The 15,248-nt window shown below is 54.0% G+C and carries 13 protein-coding genes; 2 read left to right on the forward strand and 11 right to left on the reverse strand.

Going from position 1 to position 15,248, the window contains the following annotated elements; genetic code table 11:
* The first annotated feature begins 224 nt into the window (after positions 1 to 224).
* Together HW115_RS05845 and HW115_RS05850 are read left to right on the forward strand one after the other, a co-directional pair.
* A complete protein-coding gene (locus HW115_RS05845; protein ID WP_227021305.1) occupies positions 225 to 839 on the forward strand; it encodes a 3-keto-disaccharide hydrolase in 615 nt (204 codons plus the stop codon).
* 297 nt (positions 840 to 1,136) lie between these two features.
* On the forward strand, positions 1,137 to 1,757 hold the full coding sequence (locus HW115_RS05850; RefSeq protein WP_227021306.1) for a hypothetical protein: 621 nt from the start codon (positions 1,137 to 1,139) through the stop codon (positions 1,755 to 1,757).
* A 217-nt stretch (positions 1,758 to 1,974) separates the two neighbouring features.
* Here HW115_RS05850 and HW115_RS05855 read toward each other — a convergent pair whose 3' ends face one another.
* The 11 genes from HW115_RS05855 to HW115_RS05905 all read right to left on the reverse strand — a co-directional run bounded on the left by HW115_RS05855 (position 1,975) and on the right by HW115_RS05905 (position 15,156).
* A complete protein-coding gene (locus HW115_RS05855) occupies positions 1,975 to 2,967 on the reverse strand; it encodes an HAD family hydrolase (protein ID WP_178931663.1) in 993 nt (330 codons plus the stop codon).
* A 99-nt stretch (positions 2,968 to 3,066) separates the two neighbouring features.
* A complete protein-coding gene (locus HW115_RS05860) occupies positions 3,067 to 4,629 on the reverse strand; it encodes an arylsulfatase (protein WP_178931664.1) in 1,563 nt (520 codons plus the stop codon).
* Positions 4,630 to 4,710: 81 nt separating this feature from the next.
* The gene (locus tag HW115_RS05865; RefSeq protein WP_178931665.1) at positions 4,711 to 6,051 is read right to left on the reverse strand and encodes a BatD family protein; all 1,341 of its coding nucleotides are present in this window, start codon (positions 6,049 to 6,051) and stop codon (positions 4,711 to 4,713) included.
* Entirely contained in the window at positions 6,048 to 6,716 is a 669-nt protein-coding gene (locus tag HW115_RS05870; protein WP_227021307.1) for a tetratricopeptide repeat protein, read from the reverse strand. Before HW115_RS05870 ends, HW115_RS05865 begins: the two co-directional genes overlap by 4 nt.
* Before the next feature lie 24 nt (positions 6,717 to 6,740).
* Positions 6,741 to 7,631 carry a vWA domain-containing protein gene (locus HW115_RS05875; RefSeq protein WP_178931666.1) on the reverse strand — a complete coding sequence of 297 codons (891 nt, stop codon included), beginning with the start codon at positions 7,629 to 7,631 and terminating at the stop codon, positions 6,741 to 6,743.
* On the reverse strand, positions 7,628 to 8,521 hold the full coding sequence (locus tag HW115_RS05880; RefSeq protein ID WP_227021308.1) for a vWA domain-containing protein: 894 nt from the start codon (positions 8,519 to 8,521) through the stop codon (positions 7,628 to 7,630). The genes HW115_RS05875 and HW115_RS05880 overlap by 4 nt, the downstream gene beginning before the upstream one ends.
* 434 nt (positions 8,522 to 8,955) lie before the next feature.
* Positions 8,956 to 9,597, reverse strand: a complete 642-nt coding sequence (locus HW115_RS05885) for a transposase (protein ID WP_178931668.1) — start codon at positions 9,595 to 9,597, stop codon at positions 8,956 to 8,958.
* Between the two features lie 270 nt (positions 9,598 to 9,867).
* A complete protein-coding gene (locus HW115_RS05890) occupies positions 9,868 to 10,362 on the reverse strand; it encodes a DUF4381 domain-containing protein (protein ID WP_178931669.1) in 495 nt (164 codons plus the stop codon).
* Positions 10,352 to 11,296 (reverse strand): DUF58 domain-containing protein, encoded by a 945-nt coding sequence (locus tag HW115_RS05895; protein WP_178931670.1) that lies wholly within the window; start codon positions 11,294 to 11,296, stop codon positions 10,352 to 10,354. The genes HW115_RS05890 and HW115_RS05895 overlap by 11 nt, the downstream gene beginning before the upstream one ends.
* A 12-nt stretch (positions 11,297 to 11,308) precedes the next feature.
* Complete coding sequence (locus HW115_RS05900) at positions 11,309 to 12,277, reverse strand: AAA family ATPase (protein WP_178931671.1); 969 nt, start codon at positions 12,275 to 12,277, stop codon at positions 11,309 to 11,311.
* Between the two features lie 347 nt (positions 12,278 to 12,624).
* The gene (locus HW115_RS05905) at positions 12,625 to 15,156 is read right to left on the reverse strand and encodes a family 20 glycosylhydrolase (protein WP_178931672.1); all 2,532 of its coding nucleotides are present in this window, start codon (positions 15,154 to 15,156) and stop codon (positions 12,625 to 12,627) included.
* Between the last annotated feature and the right edge of the window lie 92 nt (positions 15,157 to 15,248).

Genomic DNA, 15,248 nt, shown 5'->3' on the forward strand with positions numbered 1-15,248 from the left:
TTGCCTAATAATTCAGTGGCTGTGGATGTCAGACCAGCTTCAGTGAGTAACAACGAATTGAGGGAAAATTGCTGGAGCTTCTGAAAAATGACCGTGGACATTGCCGTATGGAGGGAGAAGATTGGTGAGGCATTCGAAGTGTTTGACCAGGGGGGACCCCCGGTCGGATGCTTTTGCAGATGCCCACCACCATTGATGACAAAACCAAACCACTATATTTTTAGATGATGAAACGCACTTTATGGCTCTATGCTCTTACGTCACTGTCCTTGCTGGCAGAACCCGTCAGTTTGTTTAATGGCAAAGACCTGAGTGGTTGGAAAGGGGAAGGATATGTTGTGGAGAATGGCGTGATTGCTTGTACTCCCAAAGGTCGTAACCTGATGACCGAGAAGCAGTACACCAACTATGTGTTGGAGTTTGAGTTTAAGCTGCCTCCTGGTGGCAACAATGGTTTAGGTATCCACTACACTGGAAAAGGGAACCCCGCCCAGACCGGGATGGAGCTGCAAATTCTTGATGATACGCATCCGAAATATAAAAACCTGAAGCCTTACCAATTCCACGGGGGGGTGTATTTTATGCAGGCTGCCAAAAAGGGATTTCTCAAACCGGTTGGCGAGTGGAATCGTGAGAAGGTGACGGTCAATGGATCCATGGTAACGATTGAGCTCAATGGCACGGTGATCAACGAAGCCAATCTGGATGAATTGGCCAAAGCCCATCCCAAGCATCAAGGGGTGAAGCGCCGTAGCGGACATATTACTTTCTGTGGCCACGGTGACCGGGTGCAGTTCAAAAACATCCGGATCACGGAATTGCCGGCACCGGAGAAATAATCCAGGGGTGTTTAGTTCTGGCGGGGGGCAGGCGACCGTTGTTCGCGGAGGATTGAGGCCAATCCCCCCCCTGTTATACCATTCTCCCAGTTAAATTGGCAGAATGGTTTGAGTTTAAGATGATGAGTCAGTCAGCAAGCTGAATGGCAAGGGGGCACTGAATCTTATAGATTTTACCGTTGTTGCGCGTCAGTTGCATAGCCCGCTATGCGCCTTCCTTGTGCCTAGTTAAAATCGAAAACCTTCAGTGCCATTCAGCCAATTTAACTGATCAAATGGTATTACTTATGGTCTGTGATGGAGTCTTCCTTCTCGGGGGTTGCCTTTAGAGACGATGTGGGGCAGAACGTGGGGGAGACGATGGAAGCTGATGAATCATGGAGTGGGAAGGTGCGTCGGGCGGTGTTGCCGTCCGGGCCCAAAAAGCTAGCCGAACCTGAGAAGGAACTTCGCTTTACCCGGGCGGCTCAGGCACCTTTGTTTTATGCCGCCTCGGTGGTCTTCTTTGCTCTATCCGTGGCTCTGTTTATTCTTTCGACCCAGGATTGGGGGATGAAGGGGCCATTCTTGGATGGTTGGTGGTGGACTTGCATCCCCTGTTTGTTGGTGAGCTACGGCTTGTTACGCATTGGCTTGCGTTGCACTCGCCATGCTTATTTGATTGTCAGCCCATTGGGGGTGGAGATTTTCCCCTTTTTTAAACCTCAAAAAAACCTGCAAATCCTCTATTGGACTGAAATTGCCGATGCCGAATGCACCCCGGGGGCCAAACAGTTGATTTTCCATTTTACCGAAAAGAAAAACAGCGGAGTGGTGGTGTCGCTGCACCCGATCCCGGCCAGCCGGAGGCATTTGTTGGAAGAGGCGGTGCTGGGTGTGATCGAACAGCGTGAGCAGCAGGCAGCTTGCAACGCTTGATCTTATGCCATTTGATCAGTTTAGACTTCCCGATGGTGGTGACGCAACGGTAATGAAAGTAGGGCAGGATTGAATCCTGCCGACAACCCGAGGCATCATCAGGCCAAGAGGAGAGGTTCCCGTGTCAGGTCGTTCGTCGACGGCTGATTGAGACCAGCCAGCCTTGCCAACGATCATGTTGCGACCTGCAAATTGAGGGCACGGGTTCCCTCCGTTTTTACTTGGCCTTTGCAGGTTCGTCGGTCGAAGGGAAGATTTGGTTCCAGTCGTTTTTCATACTCAACACCAGCCAGTTGCGCTTTGGCGCTTCACTCAGTCCTCGTTTGAGCTGACCGATGTGTGATGGGTGATCGTATTGCCATTCTCGTTGGGCATCGTCGTGGTGGACGAAGGCTCCGAGTCGAGGGCCGTCTCCAGAGGTGGTCCATTCGATCATTTCGAAATCGCCATCTGAGTTACCAAAGGCGGCAACGGGGCGAATCCCGATATGTTGGTGAATACCTACAGGTTTACCGGCTTTGTCGTCGATGAAGTTGAGTTCGGGGATTTTGACGATCACGGGTTTTCCATTGCGGAGCTCGTATTTGGCTTTCAGGCTGCTGCCGATGACTTGTTCGGGTGGGATGCCGTAGGTTTCTTCGGCAAAGACGCGCATGAAATCGATGCCGCCACCAGAGACAATAAAGGTTTTGTAGCCCTTGGCCCGGAGGTGTTCGAGAAGCTCGAGCATTGGTTGATAGACCATTTCGTTATAGGCGCGTTTGGTTTTTGGGTGGCGGGCCGTGTTGAGCCAATCGCGGACGGATTGTTCAAATTGCTCAGTTGTGATGTTGGCATGGGTGGCGGCAGTCATTTTCAGCAAGGCCTTTTTACCACCAGCCAGAGCCTTTTTGGTATCGCCCTTGAGAACAGAGGCAAAGGGTTCCTGGGTTTTCCACTCAGGGTGTTGGGGGGCCCGTTTTTTGATTTGGTCGAAGATAAAGATCGCCTGAAAATAGAGTGGTTGCTCGGCCCAGAGGGTGCCGTCGTTATCAAAGACGGCAATCCGCTTGCTCGGCGCAATAAAATCGGGGGAGCCTTTGGTGGTGGTTTTTTTGATAAAAGAAAGAACGGCCTGTTTGTTACCGCCGTTGTTCCATGATGGCAGGGGGTCTACTGCGAACCCTTGAGAACAAAGAAGCAGGGAGCTGAGCGCGATGACGGTTTTCATAGGATGGGGCATATTGAGTGTGAGACGGGGGGAGAAAAAATGGCCGCGCTCCGATGGATACCAGAGCACGGCACTGTTGCGTTGGATTCACAGCACAAATTAACGTTCGCCGGAGGCTCCTTTGTTCATTGCTTCCATGACTTGGTCCAGGTTGAAGGATGCTGCTTTTTGGCGCGGCGGGTATTCCTGGAAGGTTTTCAGGAAATTGCCGACGTAGGCCTGAGCGGGAACGAGCATAAAGACACGGTCGATCATCCAGTCATAGTAAGTGTTCGACGTGAAGTAGGCCCGCTCGTAGGGGTCGCGGCGCAGGTTGAAGATCAAAGGTACGCGCAGCGGTGTCCAGGGTTCAATCCAGGCACGGAGTGTTTCTTTCTTTTTCTGCTCCATGAACATGATTTTCCAGTCCTGATAGCGCAGGGCGGTGAGATCGCCTTCGTCAGAGAAGTAGAAGATCTCCTTACGTGGGCTTTCTACCTTTTGTGGGTCCTTGAGGTGATCCATCAGATTGTATCCATCGAGGTGGATCTTGTAGTCGCGCTTCAGGGCGGAGGAAGTGTAGCCATCGAGCAGGTCTTCCTTGATGTCGGTTTTGCCAGCAGCGGCGACAAAGGTCGGCAACCAGTCCATGTGGTGTACGATGCCGTTACTGATGGATCCGGCTTTGACGACGCCAGGCCAGCGAACGGCACAGGGGACGCGCCAGCCGCCTTCCCAGTTGGTATTCTTTTCACCTTGGAAGGGCGTGGCGGCAGCATCGGGCCAGGTGTTGTAGTGCGGGCCGTTGTCGGTGGAGTAATGAACGATGGTATTGTCGGCAATCTTGAGCTCGTCGAGCACCTTGAGGAATTCTCCGATATGCATGTCGTGCTCGATCATACCGCAGGTGTATTCGTCAGCCTTTGGGTTATGCTTTTTAATCGCAGCCATTTTTTCTGCACTGACGTGGGTGCGGAAGTGCATGCGGGTGCCGCTCCACCAGACAAACCATGGTTTGCCGGCTTTATTGGCGCGGCGGATGAAGTCAATGGCTGCAGCCACTGTTTCGTCATCCACGGTTTCCATACGTTTTTTGGTCAGTGGGCCGGTGTCCTCGATTTTGCCGTCGGCAGAGGATTTGATCACACCCCGTGGGCCGAATTTTTTACGGAATTCAGGGTTTTTCGGGTAGTCTTCGTTTTCAGGCTCTTCCTCGGCATTGAGGTGATAAAGGTTGCCGAGGAACTCATCAAAGCCGTGGTTGGTAGGAAGATGTTCGTCGCGGTCGCCAAGGTGGTTTTTACCGAATTGACCTGTCATGTAGCCTTGATCCTTGAGTAGTCCGGCAATAGTGGGGTCTTCGACCATCATGCCTTCTTTGGCTCCCGGTAGTCCCACTTTCGAAAGGCCGGTGCGGAAGACGCTTTGTCCCATGATGAAGGAGGATCGACCGGCGGTGCAGCTCTGCTCACCGTAGTAGTCGGTAAAGAGAATGCCTTCGTTGGCAATTCGATCAATGTTAGGTGTTTGGTAGCCCATCAGTCCACGAGTGTAAGCGGAAATGTTGGATTGTCCGACATCGTCACCCCAGATGACCAAAATGTTGGGTTTTTTGTCCGCCGCAAAAAGGGCGGTGCAGCTGACGAGGCAGCTGAGTGCAGTAGTTAGTAGGGATCTTTTCATTGCGTCTATAATAGTTAGTAAGAGCATGCACTATGGACCTCGATTCCTTGTGTTGTCAAAAGAAAACTTCTATCGTTGCTGTCATTTTGGGTTTAAGGGTTTGAGTTTAAAAGGTTTCGATTTGTTAGTAGTTAAGCGATCTTGCTGTTTTATTTGTTTTCTGAGTAGAGAGAGCTCTTTGATGAGTTCGGTTTTATTCCAGTCTGATCCTGGATGGACAATCGCGTATTGCAGCTTTTGGAGTTCTTGGCTGAGATTGTCGTGCGCATGGGGCCGGCTCCATTGTTCGAGTGTTTGCCCGGGTGTTAACTTAGTCCATTTTTGCTGCCATTGTTGAATGGCTTGATGGGTGGTTGTGGCAGTGGGTGCCAGGGTGATGCGTTTGAAGTAGGCGGACTCCCGGTGTCGGTAGTGCTGGATTGGGCATTGAATCCATGAGGTGATCTTTGCTTGGAAGCGGATGAGGAAAAAGATCAAGACCAACAGCACGCCGGAGACCCAACTGAGGGTGAGCCATGGAACGGTCTTGGACTGGGGGGGCTTGGCATGGCTGCTGGCATGCTGTGGGGCCTGAACGACGGTTAAGTTGATCTCCGGCAGGGTGATGGTATTGAGCTTATTCTGTTCGATGTTCCACCAATGGATGGTGATTGCAGGCAGGGTGTAATCTCCAGCTTCCTGAAAGAGATAGGTCAGGCTGTCGGTCCGGTGTCCGGTGAGTGCCCCACGGTTAACGGAGTCGTCGATTTGTGCACGCTTGCGGTAGACGCGCAGGCCGGGGGGTTCCTCGATGGTGATATGCGGCAGCGCCATACCGGGAACATCCTCGGCTGAGATCCGGAGCGTACGTTTGATGCTGTTGCCAGTGGCCCATGTTGTTGTCTTTTTTGTTGGATCCGGGTTCCAGGTTTCTTTGATCTGGAGCTTGGTGGTTGAAATGAGTGAGTGTATTCCCTTTGCTTCGTCGGGAAGGTCAGCCTGGATTTCGAGAGGAAGTGTCTCGGATTGGTGATCGCTGGCTTTTTCTCCGGGACGACCCGCGATGCCATAGCGAACGGAAATGGGGGGAATGCGAAATGAGCCCGGACGAAGCGGATAGAAGTAAAATTCATGTCGTTGCACACTGTAGCTGGTGCCGTCGATGTTGCGGGACATGACCACGGCCCGTTGTTCGGCGCGGTAGCAGACAGCGCCATTGACATCGGGCAGGGAAAAGCGGGTGGGGCCGCTGAAATGAGTGGGTGCCAGAACCTCGACGATGAGCGGGATTTTTTGGCCGACCCAGTAGGTGTTTTCCTTCGGAGGCTTGGAGGACTCGGCGATGAACAGGCGAACGGGCTCGGGCGCAGCGTGGAGAGATAGCATTCCGAGGCCATGTAGGATCAGGATGATAAACCATCCGAGGTGTTTGATAGGGCTCATGGTTTGGCTTCTCCTCTCAGTTCTTGATCCCGTTGGGCTTGATAGGAAAATTTGGCACGCAAAAAGTCGCTGGGTTTGGTTTGCACCTTGCGTAGCCAGAGTGCCCGCATTTCCTCGTCGTTCATACTTTCTCCCCCTTCACCCGTTTCTGTGTTGTTCGCATTTTTCGCACGGTCATCGAAAACAATTTCGTCGGCTCCGAGTTTGCCACCAGTCCCCTCGGACGGGTTTTCCGGGGGGGCGAGTGCCGCTTTGCGGGCGATGGCAATTTTACGGTTGGTTTGGGCAGCCTCCCAGTCAGGGCGCTGCTCTAGTGTGCGGGTGTAGAGCTCGATGGCGGCATCATATTTTCCTAGCATCATCTGGCAATTGCCACGGTTGTAGATGGCCTCATTGGAGACCTGGGTGTTGTAGACGGCGAGTGCTTGTTTGAATTCGCCCGCTTTGAAGAGGGCCTCCCCGCGGCGCATGGGGTCGGTGAAGATCTCCGCGGCATCGAGGTAGCGTTTTTGCTCCATGAGCTTCTGTGCTTGTTGGTCCGGGGTCTGCCAGAGCCCTGCAAAGGATCGGTCTGCTTTCTGCCAAGCGATGAGGATGGATACGAGCAGCAGCATGGAGACAAACATGCTTGCCTTGCTGATAGGGAGTGATTTTCGGGTTTGCATGATTCTCGGTTCGTTATCCACATTTTACCATTCGATCACCCATCCTGGGCGGAACCACCAGAGTGCGAGCATGGCGATGATGGGAGTGAGCCACCAACCGTTGTCGAGCCAGTGTTGGCCGTGGTCAGAAGGGCGAGCGGCAAAGGATGTCTCGATCCGCTGATTGAGTTGTTTGACGTCCTGGTCGTCAATGCTGATCGGGGTAAAGTGGGCACCATTGGACTGGCAGTTGGTTTTGATGGTTTCCCGAGTTTCGGTGCCTGCCACAGCGAGAACCTCGACCGGAGTAGTCGTGGCTGGAAGTTGTGCCGGGATGGTGTCGCAGATAAAAAGGATGGTGCCGCTTGTCTGACTGCGTTGGAGTTCTTTTTCGGCAAGTTGAAGGGCCTCGAGAGCCGCATTTCCGTCACGGGGCATGATGGCAGGGCTCAGGTCGGCGGCAAAGGTATTGATGATGCCTGCATCCTTGGTGAGGGGTATCACGAGGTGGGCGGTGCCGGAGTAAGCGATGAGTGCGCTACGTGCTCCTGCCCGCTGCTTGAGTAAATCCTGGATTTTCTGGATCGCGCGTTCGGCCCGGGAGGGCTGCACGTCCTGTTCGTCCATGCTGGGGGTGACCTGGAGGATGATGACGAGGGCTGACTGGTCTTCTGAGAAGGGGGAGGGCTCGAGTTTCCAGCTGGGGCCGGCAAGGGCGATGGAGCCGAGGATCAGAATCATACCCAGCAAGGTGGCTGGGCGGAGGGTTTCTTTTTGCTCTTGTCCCGTTGAGAGGGCTTTGAGCAGATGGGGATCCATGATGCCTGACCACGCCCGTGAAGCATCCTGGCGACGGATAATCATCCAGACGGTGACGACGGACGGGATCAGAAGCAGCAACCACCAAGGGCGGATGAAATGGAAGTTTTCAATCATGGGGTGCTTGGATCGGGCAGTTTCGCGGTTCTGGCGCGGTGGCGCAGAGCCATGAAAATTTGGAAGAGAATGGCGAGGATGATGGCGGTGGCCAGAGGCCAGACGTAGAGGTCGCGACGTGGACGATAGCTGATTGTTTCCGCTTTGCGGGTATCGAGAGCGTCGATTTCCTGATAGATGTTTTCGAGTTGGTCGCGGTCAAGCGCTCGGTAGAAGGACCCATTGGTCGTTTGGGAAATTTCACGCAGGCTGTCCTCGTCGAGTTTTTCTTCCCCGGCAGCTTCCGGGTCCCCGATGGCGATGGTGTGGATGACAATTCCCTTATCGCGAGCGATCCGTGCGGCGTCAGTCGGGGGAACCTTGCTGCTGGTGTCATTGCCATCGGTGAGCAGAATGAGGACTTTGTTTTTTTGTTCACTGCGGTTGAAAACGTGGATGGAAAGACCGATGGCATCACCAATCGCCGTTTTGGGGCCGGCCATCCCAACCTGAGCTTCGGCGAGAAGTTCCCGGCAGACGTCCAGATCGTTAGTGAAGGGGGCTTGGACGAAGGCTGCCGAGCCAAACAGGATCAGCCCGACGCGATCGTTTTCGCGGTGCTCCAGAAAGGTATCCACGACTTGTTTAACCGCAGTTAGGCGATCCCGCATCTGGCCTTTTTCATCTTTAAAATCTTCGACTTGCATCGATCCGGAGAGATCGATGGCGAGGAGTAGATCCCGGGTGGGGAGGGTTCGTGAGATCGGTGGCTCGAAGAATTGGGGGCGTGCCATCGCGGTGATGATGAGAATCCATGAGAGCCAGGCGACGGTGTGTTGTGCCGTGCTGCGGCGGGTGATCGTGGAGCCTTCAGATGGTTTTTGACCTGTGATCCGGGACATTCGATTCATGAAGGGAACCATCACCGCGGTGCGCCTTTCCCGGTGAACGGGGAGCAGGAACCTCACTGCCAATGGAAGTACCAGCAGGATAAAGCACCAGGGATGGGCGAAGGTGAACATGGATGAAAGTTGGATGATAAGGGGATGTGCGGCTTGGGATGTGTGCTTGGCTTGTCGACAGGTTGGAAACCTGTCCTACCTTGCGAGTTGCTGTGGGTAAAAGTAGGACAGCTTTTCAAGCTGTCGGCAGGATGTGTGCTTAGTCAGGATGAGTGGCTTGGGTTGTGTGCTTGGCTAGTCGACAGGTTGAAAACCTGTCCTACCCTGCGAGTTTGTGTGGGTGAAAGTAGGACAGCTTTTTAAGCTGTCGGCAGGATGTGTGCTTAGTCAGGATGTGTGGCTTGGGATGGGTGCTTGGCTAGTCGACAGGTTGAAAACCTGTCCTACCTTGCTTTGTGGTAATGGTAGTGCTTGGGTTTGAGCCCTTTCGGGTTGTGTTTGATGTATTTTTTGATGCGTTCAAGCTGCACTTCGTTTCTGACGATGTGGTCATAAGATTCAGGCTGCCATAAGATACCGGTGCGTTGGTTTTGCTTGTTGATTTCGTGGGAGGAAAACCGTTTCCATGAATGGAGAAGTTGGGACAAGGACCAACCCACGGCGGGGCAGACCAGCAGATGGACATGGTTTGGCATCACGATGAAATCTCCCATGGTGTAACGCTCACGGTCAAAAAACAACAAGCTGTCGGCAACAATTTGGGAGTTGTTGGTTTGTTTCAAAAGGCAAGATCCGGAGCCGCTGTCGAGCAATGCGTGATAGTAGTGGATAAAGCGTTGATCGTATTCTTTTTGTTGTTGCGGGCTCAATTGCTTGGTGAGATCCGAGGATGGGGTTTCGGGGTCGAAATTCTGGCTGCGCAACCATAATTTTCTGCGCTGGTTCCAATCTTCTAATTTGGATTTCGGGATGGCATCATGGAGACGGAATGTCACAAAATAGGTGCAACCTGTCTGTTCCCAATGAGGTAGCTTCCTCTTGGTTTTTTCGGTAGACGAGGACAGGTTGTAGGGTTTGAACGGCATAGGTGAAAGGTAGGATGTGAGGCTAGGGATGTGTGCTTGGCTTGTCGACAGGTTGAAAACCTGTCCTACCTTGCGAGTTGGTGTTGGTGAAAGTAGGACAGCTTTTCAAGCTGTCGGCAGGATGAGTGGTTAGTCAGGATGAGTGGCTAGGGTTGGGTGCTTGGCTTGTCGACAGGTTGAAAACCTGTCCTACCTTGCGTGTTGGCGTGGGTGAAAGTAGGACAGCTTTTCAAGCTGTCGGCAGGATGTGTGCTTAGTCAGGATGTGTGGCTAGGGCTGGGTGTTTGGCTTGTCGACAGGTTGGAAACCTGTCCTACTTTGTTTGATCCAGAGGCTTAGGGTGTGGATGAGCTGTTGGTATTCGGGTTGATGTTGTTCGATCTCAGCATGAGGTTGGTACGAGAGCTGCAGAAGTAAGCGTCCGGGGCCCTGGCTGAAGGCTTTGGTGTTGCCGGTGTGGTCGAGAAAGCTCAGCCAGGCTTCACCGGAGAGTGAGGCGACCTCTTCCCTCGGTGCAAGATGAAGGGCGACCCGCTTGATCAATGCCGGCAAATCTTCAGGAGGGAGTTGCTGGAGTTCGCTGAGAGCGTCCCGCCGGAAGAGGTTCCGCCTCCGCTTTTGTATGGCTTTTGTGAGTTGATGGCTGGCAACAATGAGGATGGCCAAAACGACGACATACCACCCAGGGGCCGCGGGCCACCAGGAGACGGGGTCCGACACCACGATGTCATGCATGTCATCAAACCCGGGGGTGTTAGCGGCCATGGTTTCCCTTTCTACCTTGGCCGGTGCTGGCACCCATCAGGTCACGGACCTGTTCGGGAACCGGGCGGCTGGTTTCGATGGGTAAAACCGGGATCGAGCGACCCCGTGAGATGGATTGGATGCGGTTCAGCCGTTCATTGAATTCGCGGGCAAATGCGCTGCGGATCTTTTTTGATCCAGTATCCACCTCCATTTGTTTGTTTCCTTCGGCCATGGTGAGTTTGCCGGCATCCGGAAGATTGGCTTCGAGAGGATCATAAATGAAGGCGTTGATCACATCGTTGTGGGCACTGAGCAGGGTCAGCAGGCGTTTGGTCTCGGGGTTCATGCCATAAGCATCGCTGATCACGCAAATCAGGTAATCGTGTTTGGCCATTTGAAGCGCCTGCTTCAGCACTTCGTTGAATTTTTCCGGATTGGCTGGTGGCGAGTTACCATTCAACTGATGGTTCATCTCCACCATGGATCCTAACATTTGACGGACTCGGGTCCGGCTGCGATGTGGTTGGATATTGATCACCTCGCGGTCGTTGAAGATTAGAGCACCCACTCGATCCCCTTGCTTTAGCACTCGCCAGGCCCCGAGCGCGGCCACTTCACAGGCGGTTACGGATTTCATCGTTCGCCGACTTCCGAAAAACATGGAGGATCGCTGGTCGACGATGAAGAGAACCGGTCGGTCCCGTTCCTCGGTGTAGACCCGGATATGAGGTGAGCGTGTGCGGGCCGTCACTTTCCAATCCATGGTGCGGACGTCATCCCCGGGGAGGTAGTTGCGAATTTCTTCAAAGTTAAGGCCCCGCCCTCTAAGGCGCGATGCGTGGCGACCCGCGAGAATACTGTGGATCGGTTGACGCGGCAAAAAACTGAATCCCCGGGCCTTGGCCGAAAGACGAACCAATGCATCCAGATCGGCATGGATAAATGAGGACATGGAGGATGTGGGTTAGGCGACGGCGATTCGGGGGATCAGCTGTTGCAGAATATCGGTGGCTGTCATGCCGTCGGCCTGGGCTTCGTAGCTGGGCATGATCCGGTGGCGTAAGCAATCGTATGCCACGGCGGTGATGTCATCCGGTGTGACGTAGTCCCGTTCATGCAGCCAGGCATGGGCTCGGGCGCATTTGTCGATGGCGAGTGACCCCCGTGGGCTGGCGCCGACGTCGATCAGGCTGCCGAGTTCTTCGCCATAGCGATCCGGGTGGCGGGTGGCGGTGATGAGATCGACGATGTAGCGGTCCATATTTTCCGCCACGCTAACGGCATCAATTTCCTGTCGGGCATCGAAGACGCTTTGTTGGGGGATTTGTTTATCTTCGGAGGGCGTTCCGCCGTGGGTTTTCTCTCCCCGGACCAGGCGGATGATTTGTATTTCGTCATCTTCAGAAGTGTAGCTGATATTGACGTGCATCAGGAAACGGTCCATCTGGGCTTCGGGGAGAGGATAGGTGCCTTCCTGCTCCACCGGGTTCTGCGTGGCGAGAACCATAAACAGATCCGGCAGGTTATGGGTGTTGTCGCCAACGGTGACGGTGCGTTCTTCCATGGCTTCCAACAGAGCAGCCTGCACCTTGGCCGGGGCACGGTTGACTTCATCGGCGAGGATCAAATTGCCAAAAATAGGTCCGGGTTGGAATCGGAAGGATCCATGTCCGGACTCTTCGAAATACATATCGGATCCAGTGATGTCGGCGGGCAGTAGATCGGGGGTAAATTGGATCCGGCTGAAGTCGGATTCAAGGTTAGATGCCAGGGCTTTGATGGCTCGGGTCTTGGCCAAGCCTGGAAGGCCTTCCATCAGAACGTTGCCGTTAGCCAGCAAGGCAAGAACCAGGCGCTCGACGATGTGTTCCTGCCCAATGATGGATTGGTTGACGCGGGATTGGAGCTGTTGGATGGATTGGAGCGCAGACATAACAGATAGCACCATAAAAAGAAATGGTGTCTGCGCAATGAAAAAGGATCCCGGACTCTGCCAAGGAGGATACACCAGGGTATAACAGCCTGCGGCGCTGACAGGAGTCACATGATTAAAGAGGATTTATAGGATTTTTTTAGAAGATAGCGATAGGTTTTGGGCAAACTTTGATCTTTGAAAATTAAAAATCCTGACAATCCTGACAATCCTGTCAACACCGCAGGCATCACCGAGATAATCTCCCTAACGTAGGATCCCGGACTCCGCAGCTGCAGAATCCGGGATTTTTCCTACGAAGAGGAAACACTCTTGCGAATAAAAAAGGCGAGAGTGTTAGGTGATGGTTACTTCATCTCCAGATCGCGGACGATGATCCAGGTCTGGTGGTCGGCATCCAGAGTGACCCGCACGGCCTTGACTTCGGTCGGTCGGTCGAATTTGGCTTTGCCAGTGCCGTAGGCGAAGCTGCCGACGTTGCGGAAGGTCTTGCCGTCGGCCGAGACTTCGATGCTGGCATCGACGATGATGTCGTCGTTGCTGTTGGGTTTGCCGGTAGGCACGTGGATGCTGGTGACCTTGATGGGTTTGGCAAAGGTGTATTCCCAGCGGTCACCTTTTCTGCCGGGGCGGTCACTCCAGAACCAGTCTGATCGCACCCAGTTGGCGGCCTTGGCCGGGGTGTTGTTGCCGTAGTGGCTGACCTTGGTGCTGACCTGGGTGTCGGGTTCGATCCAGATGGAGCGGTCCAGCAGGATGGCCCCACGCGAGTCCTTGCCCTCGACACCTTCCAGGGTGAGCGCGAGCGTGTAGGTGGCTCCTTGCTGTAGGGATTTGACGGGTAATCGGAGCCGGGCATTGCGTTGTTTGCCGTGGATCGTTTGGCCGTTGGCCTCGCTGATGACTTTGCCATTGGCAAGCAGTTTCGCGGAGTGAATCCGGGTCGCTTGTTTCCCCCGTTGGTACTGGCAGTCGAGGATCCAGTTGCCGGCTGCGGTGACGGTGTTGGTGACATCGATGTCGAGGGTGGTTTTTCCTTTGGCGAGGATGGACGGATCCCACTTGCCAATGGGCTCGCGGATGGCGCCTTTCATGATTTTACTGCTGCGTCCGTTCGGTCGGAGCGTCAAGTAGCGGAGTTTGGATGCCTCGGAGGCATCAAAGGATTCGCCAGCGTAGGTTTTGGCTGAGCCGACCTGGGGATCGCTTCCGTCGGTGGTGTAGAGGATCTTGGCAGGGCCGTTAAACGGCTGGTTGATGGTGACTTTCCCTTGGGCAATCACAGCTTGGGGAGGTTTCACCCGGTAGCCAACCTTGAGGGCGTCAAGATAGTCGAGGTGTTGGTTGAGGCGGCCGCTGAAGGACGTCCATTCGCGTTGGTTTTGCTGGGTCCAGCCCACTTCCGCGGTGGCGCAGGCTCGTGGCCAGAGTTTGTAGTCGGCATTTTCCGGATCGGGCACGAATTCGGTCCAGAGTGCGCAGTGCACGCCGAGGATGTTTTTTTGTTGTTCGGGTTTGAGCTGATCTTCGAACAGAGGATTCCAAGAGTAGGCGCGTTGGGTGTCGACGATACCTGCCCACCAGTGGCCGGTTTCACTGTGCCCTGGGTATTTCATATCGAAATAGTTGTGGGGGCCGACGGCCATGACGGTCGGGTAGCCGTGTTTGGCGGCGTTGATGCCTGCGCCGATGCTGATCCAGGCCATGACTCCGGTGTCATTGGAGAGTTTGCCGCCGTGCATAATTTCGTTCCATCCCATCAGGGTTTTGCCGTGGGATTTGAGGATTTTTTCGAGTCGGAGCATAAACATGTTTTGCAGCTGGCTCGGGTGTTTCATCCCATGTTTTTCCATATATTTCCGGTGTTCCGGTGAGGCTTTCCAAGCATTGACGTTGACCTCGTCGCCACCGACGTGGATGTAGGGGCTTGGGAACAGAGCGGCAATTTCACCAAAAATATCATTCAACATGACGTAGTTCTTTTCATCAACTACGGAGAGCACGTTGCCTTTCAGTCCGTGTACGTCTTTGCCGGTTTGTCCATCTTGTTTCGGCAGCACCTGAGGGTAGGCGATGGCAATGGCCATGGCGTGGCCGGGGACATCGATTTCCGGCATGATTTCGATATGCAGCGAACTCGCGTAGGCGACGATCTCTTTGATATCCTCCTGGGTGTAGAATCCACCGTATTTTTTCTTGGCAAGCGGCGTGTCTTTATCCCACTTCGGCACGGGAGCGTTGGTTCCGGGGCCACGCCAAGCTCCGGTTTTGGTCAGGTACGGGTATTTTTTGATTTCAATTCGCCAGCCTTGGTCGTCGGTGAGATGCCAGTGGAAGCGATTCATTTTATGGGCGGCCATGGTCCGGAGCAGATGTTTGACGTAGTCTTTACCCATGAAGTGACGGGCTTCGTCGAGCATCAGCCCACGCCAGTTGAAGCGCGGGGCGTCTTCGATTCGGGCGCAGGGGCTTGAGCCGTTCCGGCTGAGTTGGAGCAAGGTTTGCACTCCGTAGAAGGCGCCCGCAGGGCTGCCGGCCTCAATGAGTGCCGAGCCACTGCTCGGAATTGTGAGGTGGTAGGCCTCCGGGTGCTTCAGATCGGCCCGGATAACCAAGGTGACCGGTAAGGCATGTTGTTTGCCCTTGAGTAGGCTGTTGGCAAGCGCTTGGCAGGTTTTGACGGTGGTTTGCAAGGGGGCTTCCTCACTGAGCAGCTGCAAGTGGTCGACACGTCTGGTTTGCCCGTCGGTTTCGTATTTTTCAGGCAGTGGAATCAGTGGTGATGGAAGAGGCTCAGGCTGGCTTGTTTCGGCTGAAACCATCGTGGAAGAAAGGCCGATAGCCATGACCGCAGTCAGGATCGATGTGGTGATGTTCATGTGTGTGTAATCGAGTTCGCTGTCATTACTGCATGGAGCTTGTCTGCCTTTCAAGTCTTGTTCTTGTTGAGATTAGAATCATTCTAAAAATA

Origin of the sequence: Oceaniferula marina, assembly GCF_013391475.1 — a bacterium.
GTDB classification, from domain to species: Bacteria; Verrucomicrobiota; Verrucomicrobiia; order Verrucomicrobiales; family Akkermansiaceae; genus Oceaniferula; species Oceaniferula marina.

Excerpts from the sequence above, each read along its gene's own strand:
- HW115_RS05845 (WP_227021305.1), top strand. The coding sequence starts at position 225 with ATGATGAAACGCACTTTATGGCTCTATGCTCTTACGTCACTGTCCTTG.
- HW115_RS05850 (WP_227021306.1), top strand. The coding sequence starts at position 1,137 with ATGGAGTCTTCCTTCTCGGGGGTTGCCTTTAGAGACGATGTGGGGCAG.
- HW115_RS05855 (WP_178931663.1), bottom strand. The coding sequence starts at position 2,967 with ATGAAAACCGTCATCGCGCTCAGCTCCCTGCTTCTTTGTTCTCAAGGG.
- HW115_RS05860 (WP_178931664.1), bottom strand. The coding sequence starts at position 4,629 with ATGAAAAGATCCCTACTAACTACTGCACTCAGCTGCCTCGTCAGCTGC.
- HW115_RS05865 (WP_178931665.1), bottom strand. The coding sequence starts at position 6,051 with ATGAGCCCTATCAAACACCTCGGATGGTTTATCATCCTGATCCTACAT.
- HW115_RS05870 (WP_227021307.1), bottom strand. The coding sequence starts at position 6,716 with ATGCAAACCCGAAAATCACTCCCTATCAGCAAGGCAAGCATGTTTGTC.
- HW115_RS05875 (WP_178931666.1), bottom strand. The coding sequence starts at position 7,631 with ATGATTGAAAACTTCCATTTCATCCGCCCTTGGTGGTTGCTGCTTCTG.
- HW115_RS05880 (WP_227021308.1), bottom strand. The coding sequence starts at position 8,521 with ATGAATCGAATGTCCCGGATCACAGGTCAAAAACCATCTGAAGGCTCC.
- HW115_RS05885 (WP_178931668.1), bottom strand. The coding sequence starts at position 9,597 with ATGCCGTTCAAACCCTACAACCTGTCCTCGTCTACCGAAAAAACCAAG.
- HW115_RS05890 (WP_178931669.1), bottom strand. The coding sequence starts at position 10,362 with ATGGCCGCTAACACCCCCGGGTTTGATGACATGCATGACATCGTGGTG.
- HW115_RS05895 (WP_178931670.1), bottom strand. The coding sequence starts at position 11,296 with ATGTCCTCATTTATCCATGCCGATCTGGATGCATTGGTTCGTCTTTCG.
- HW115_RS05900 (WP_178931671.1), bottom strand. The coding sequence starts at position 12,277 with ATGTCTGCGCTCCAATCCATCCAACAGCTCCAATCCCGCGTCAACCAA.
- HW115_RS05905 (WP_178931672.1), bottom strand. The coding sequence starts at position 15,156 with ATGAACATCACCACATCGATCCTGACTGCGGTCATGGCTATCGGCCTT.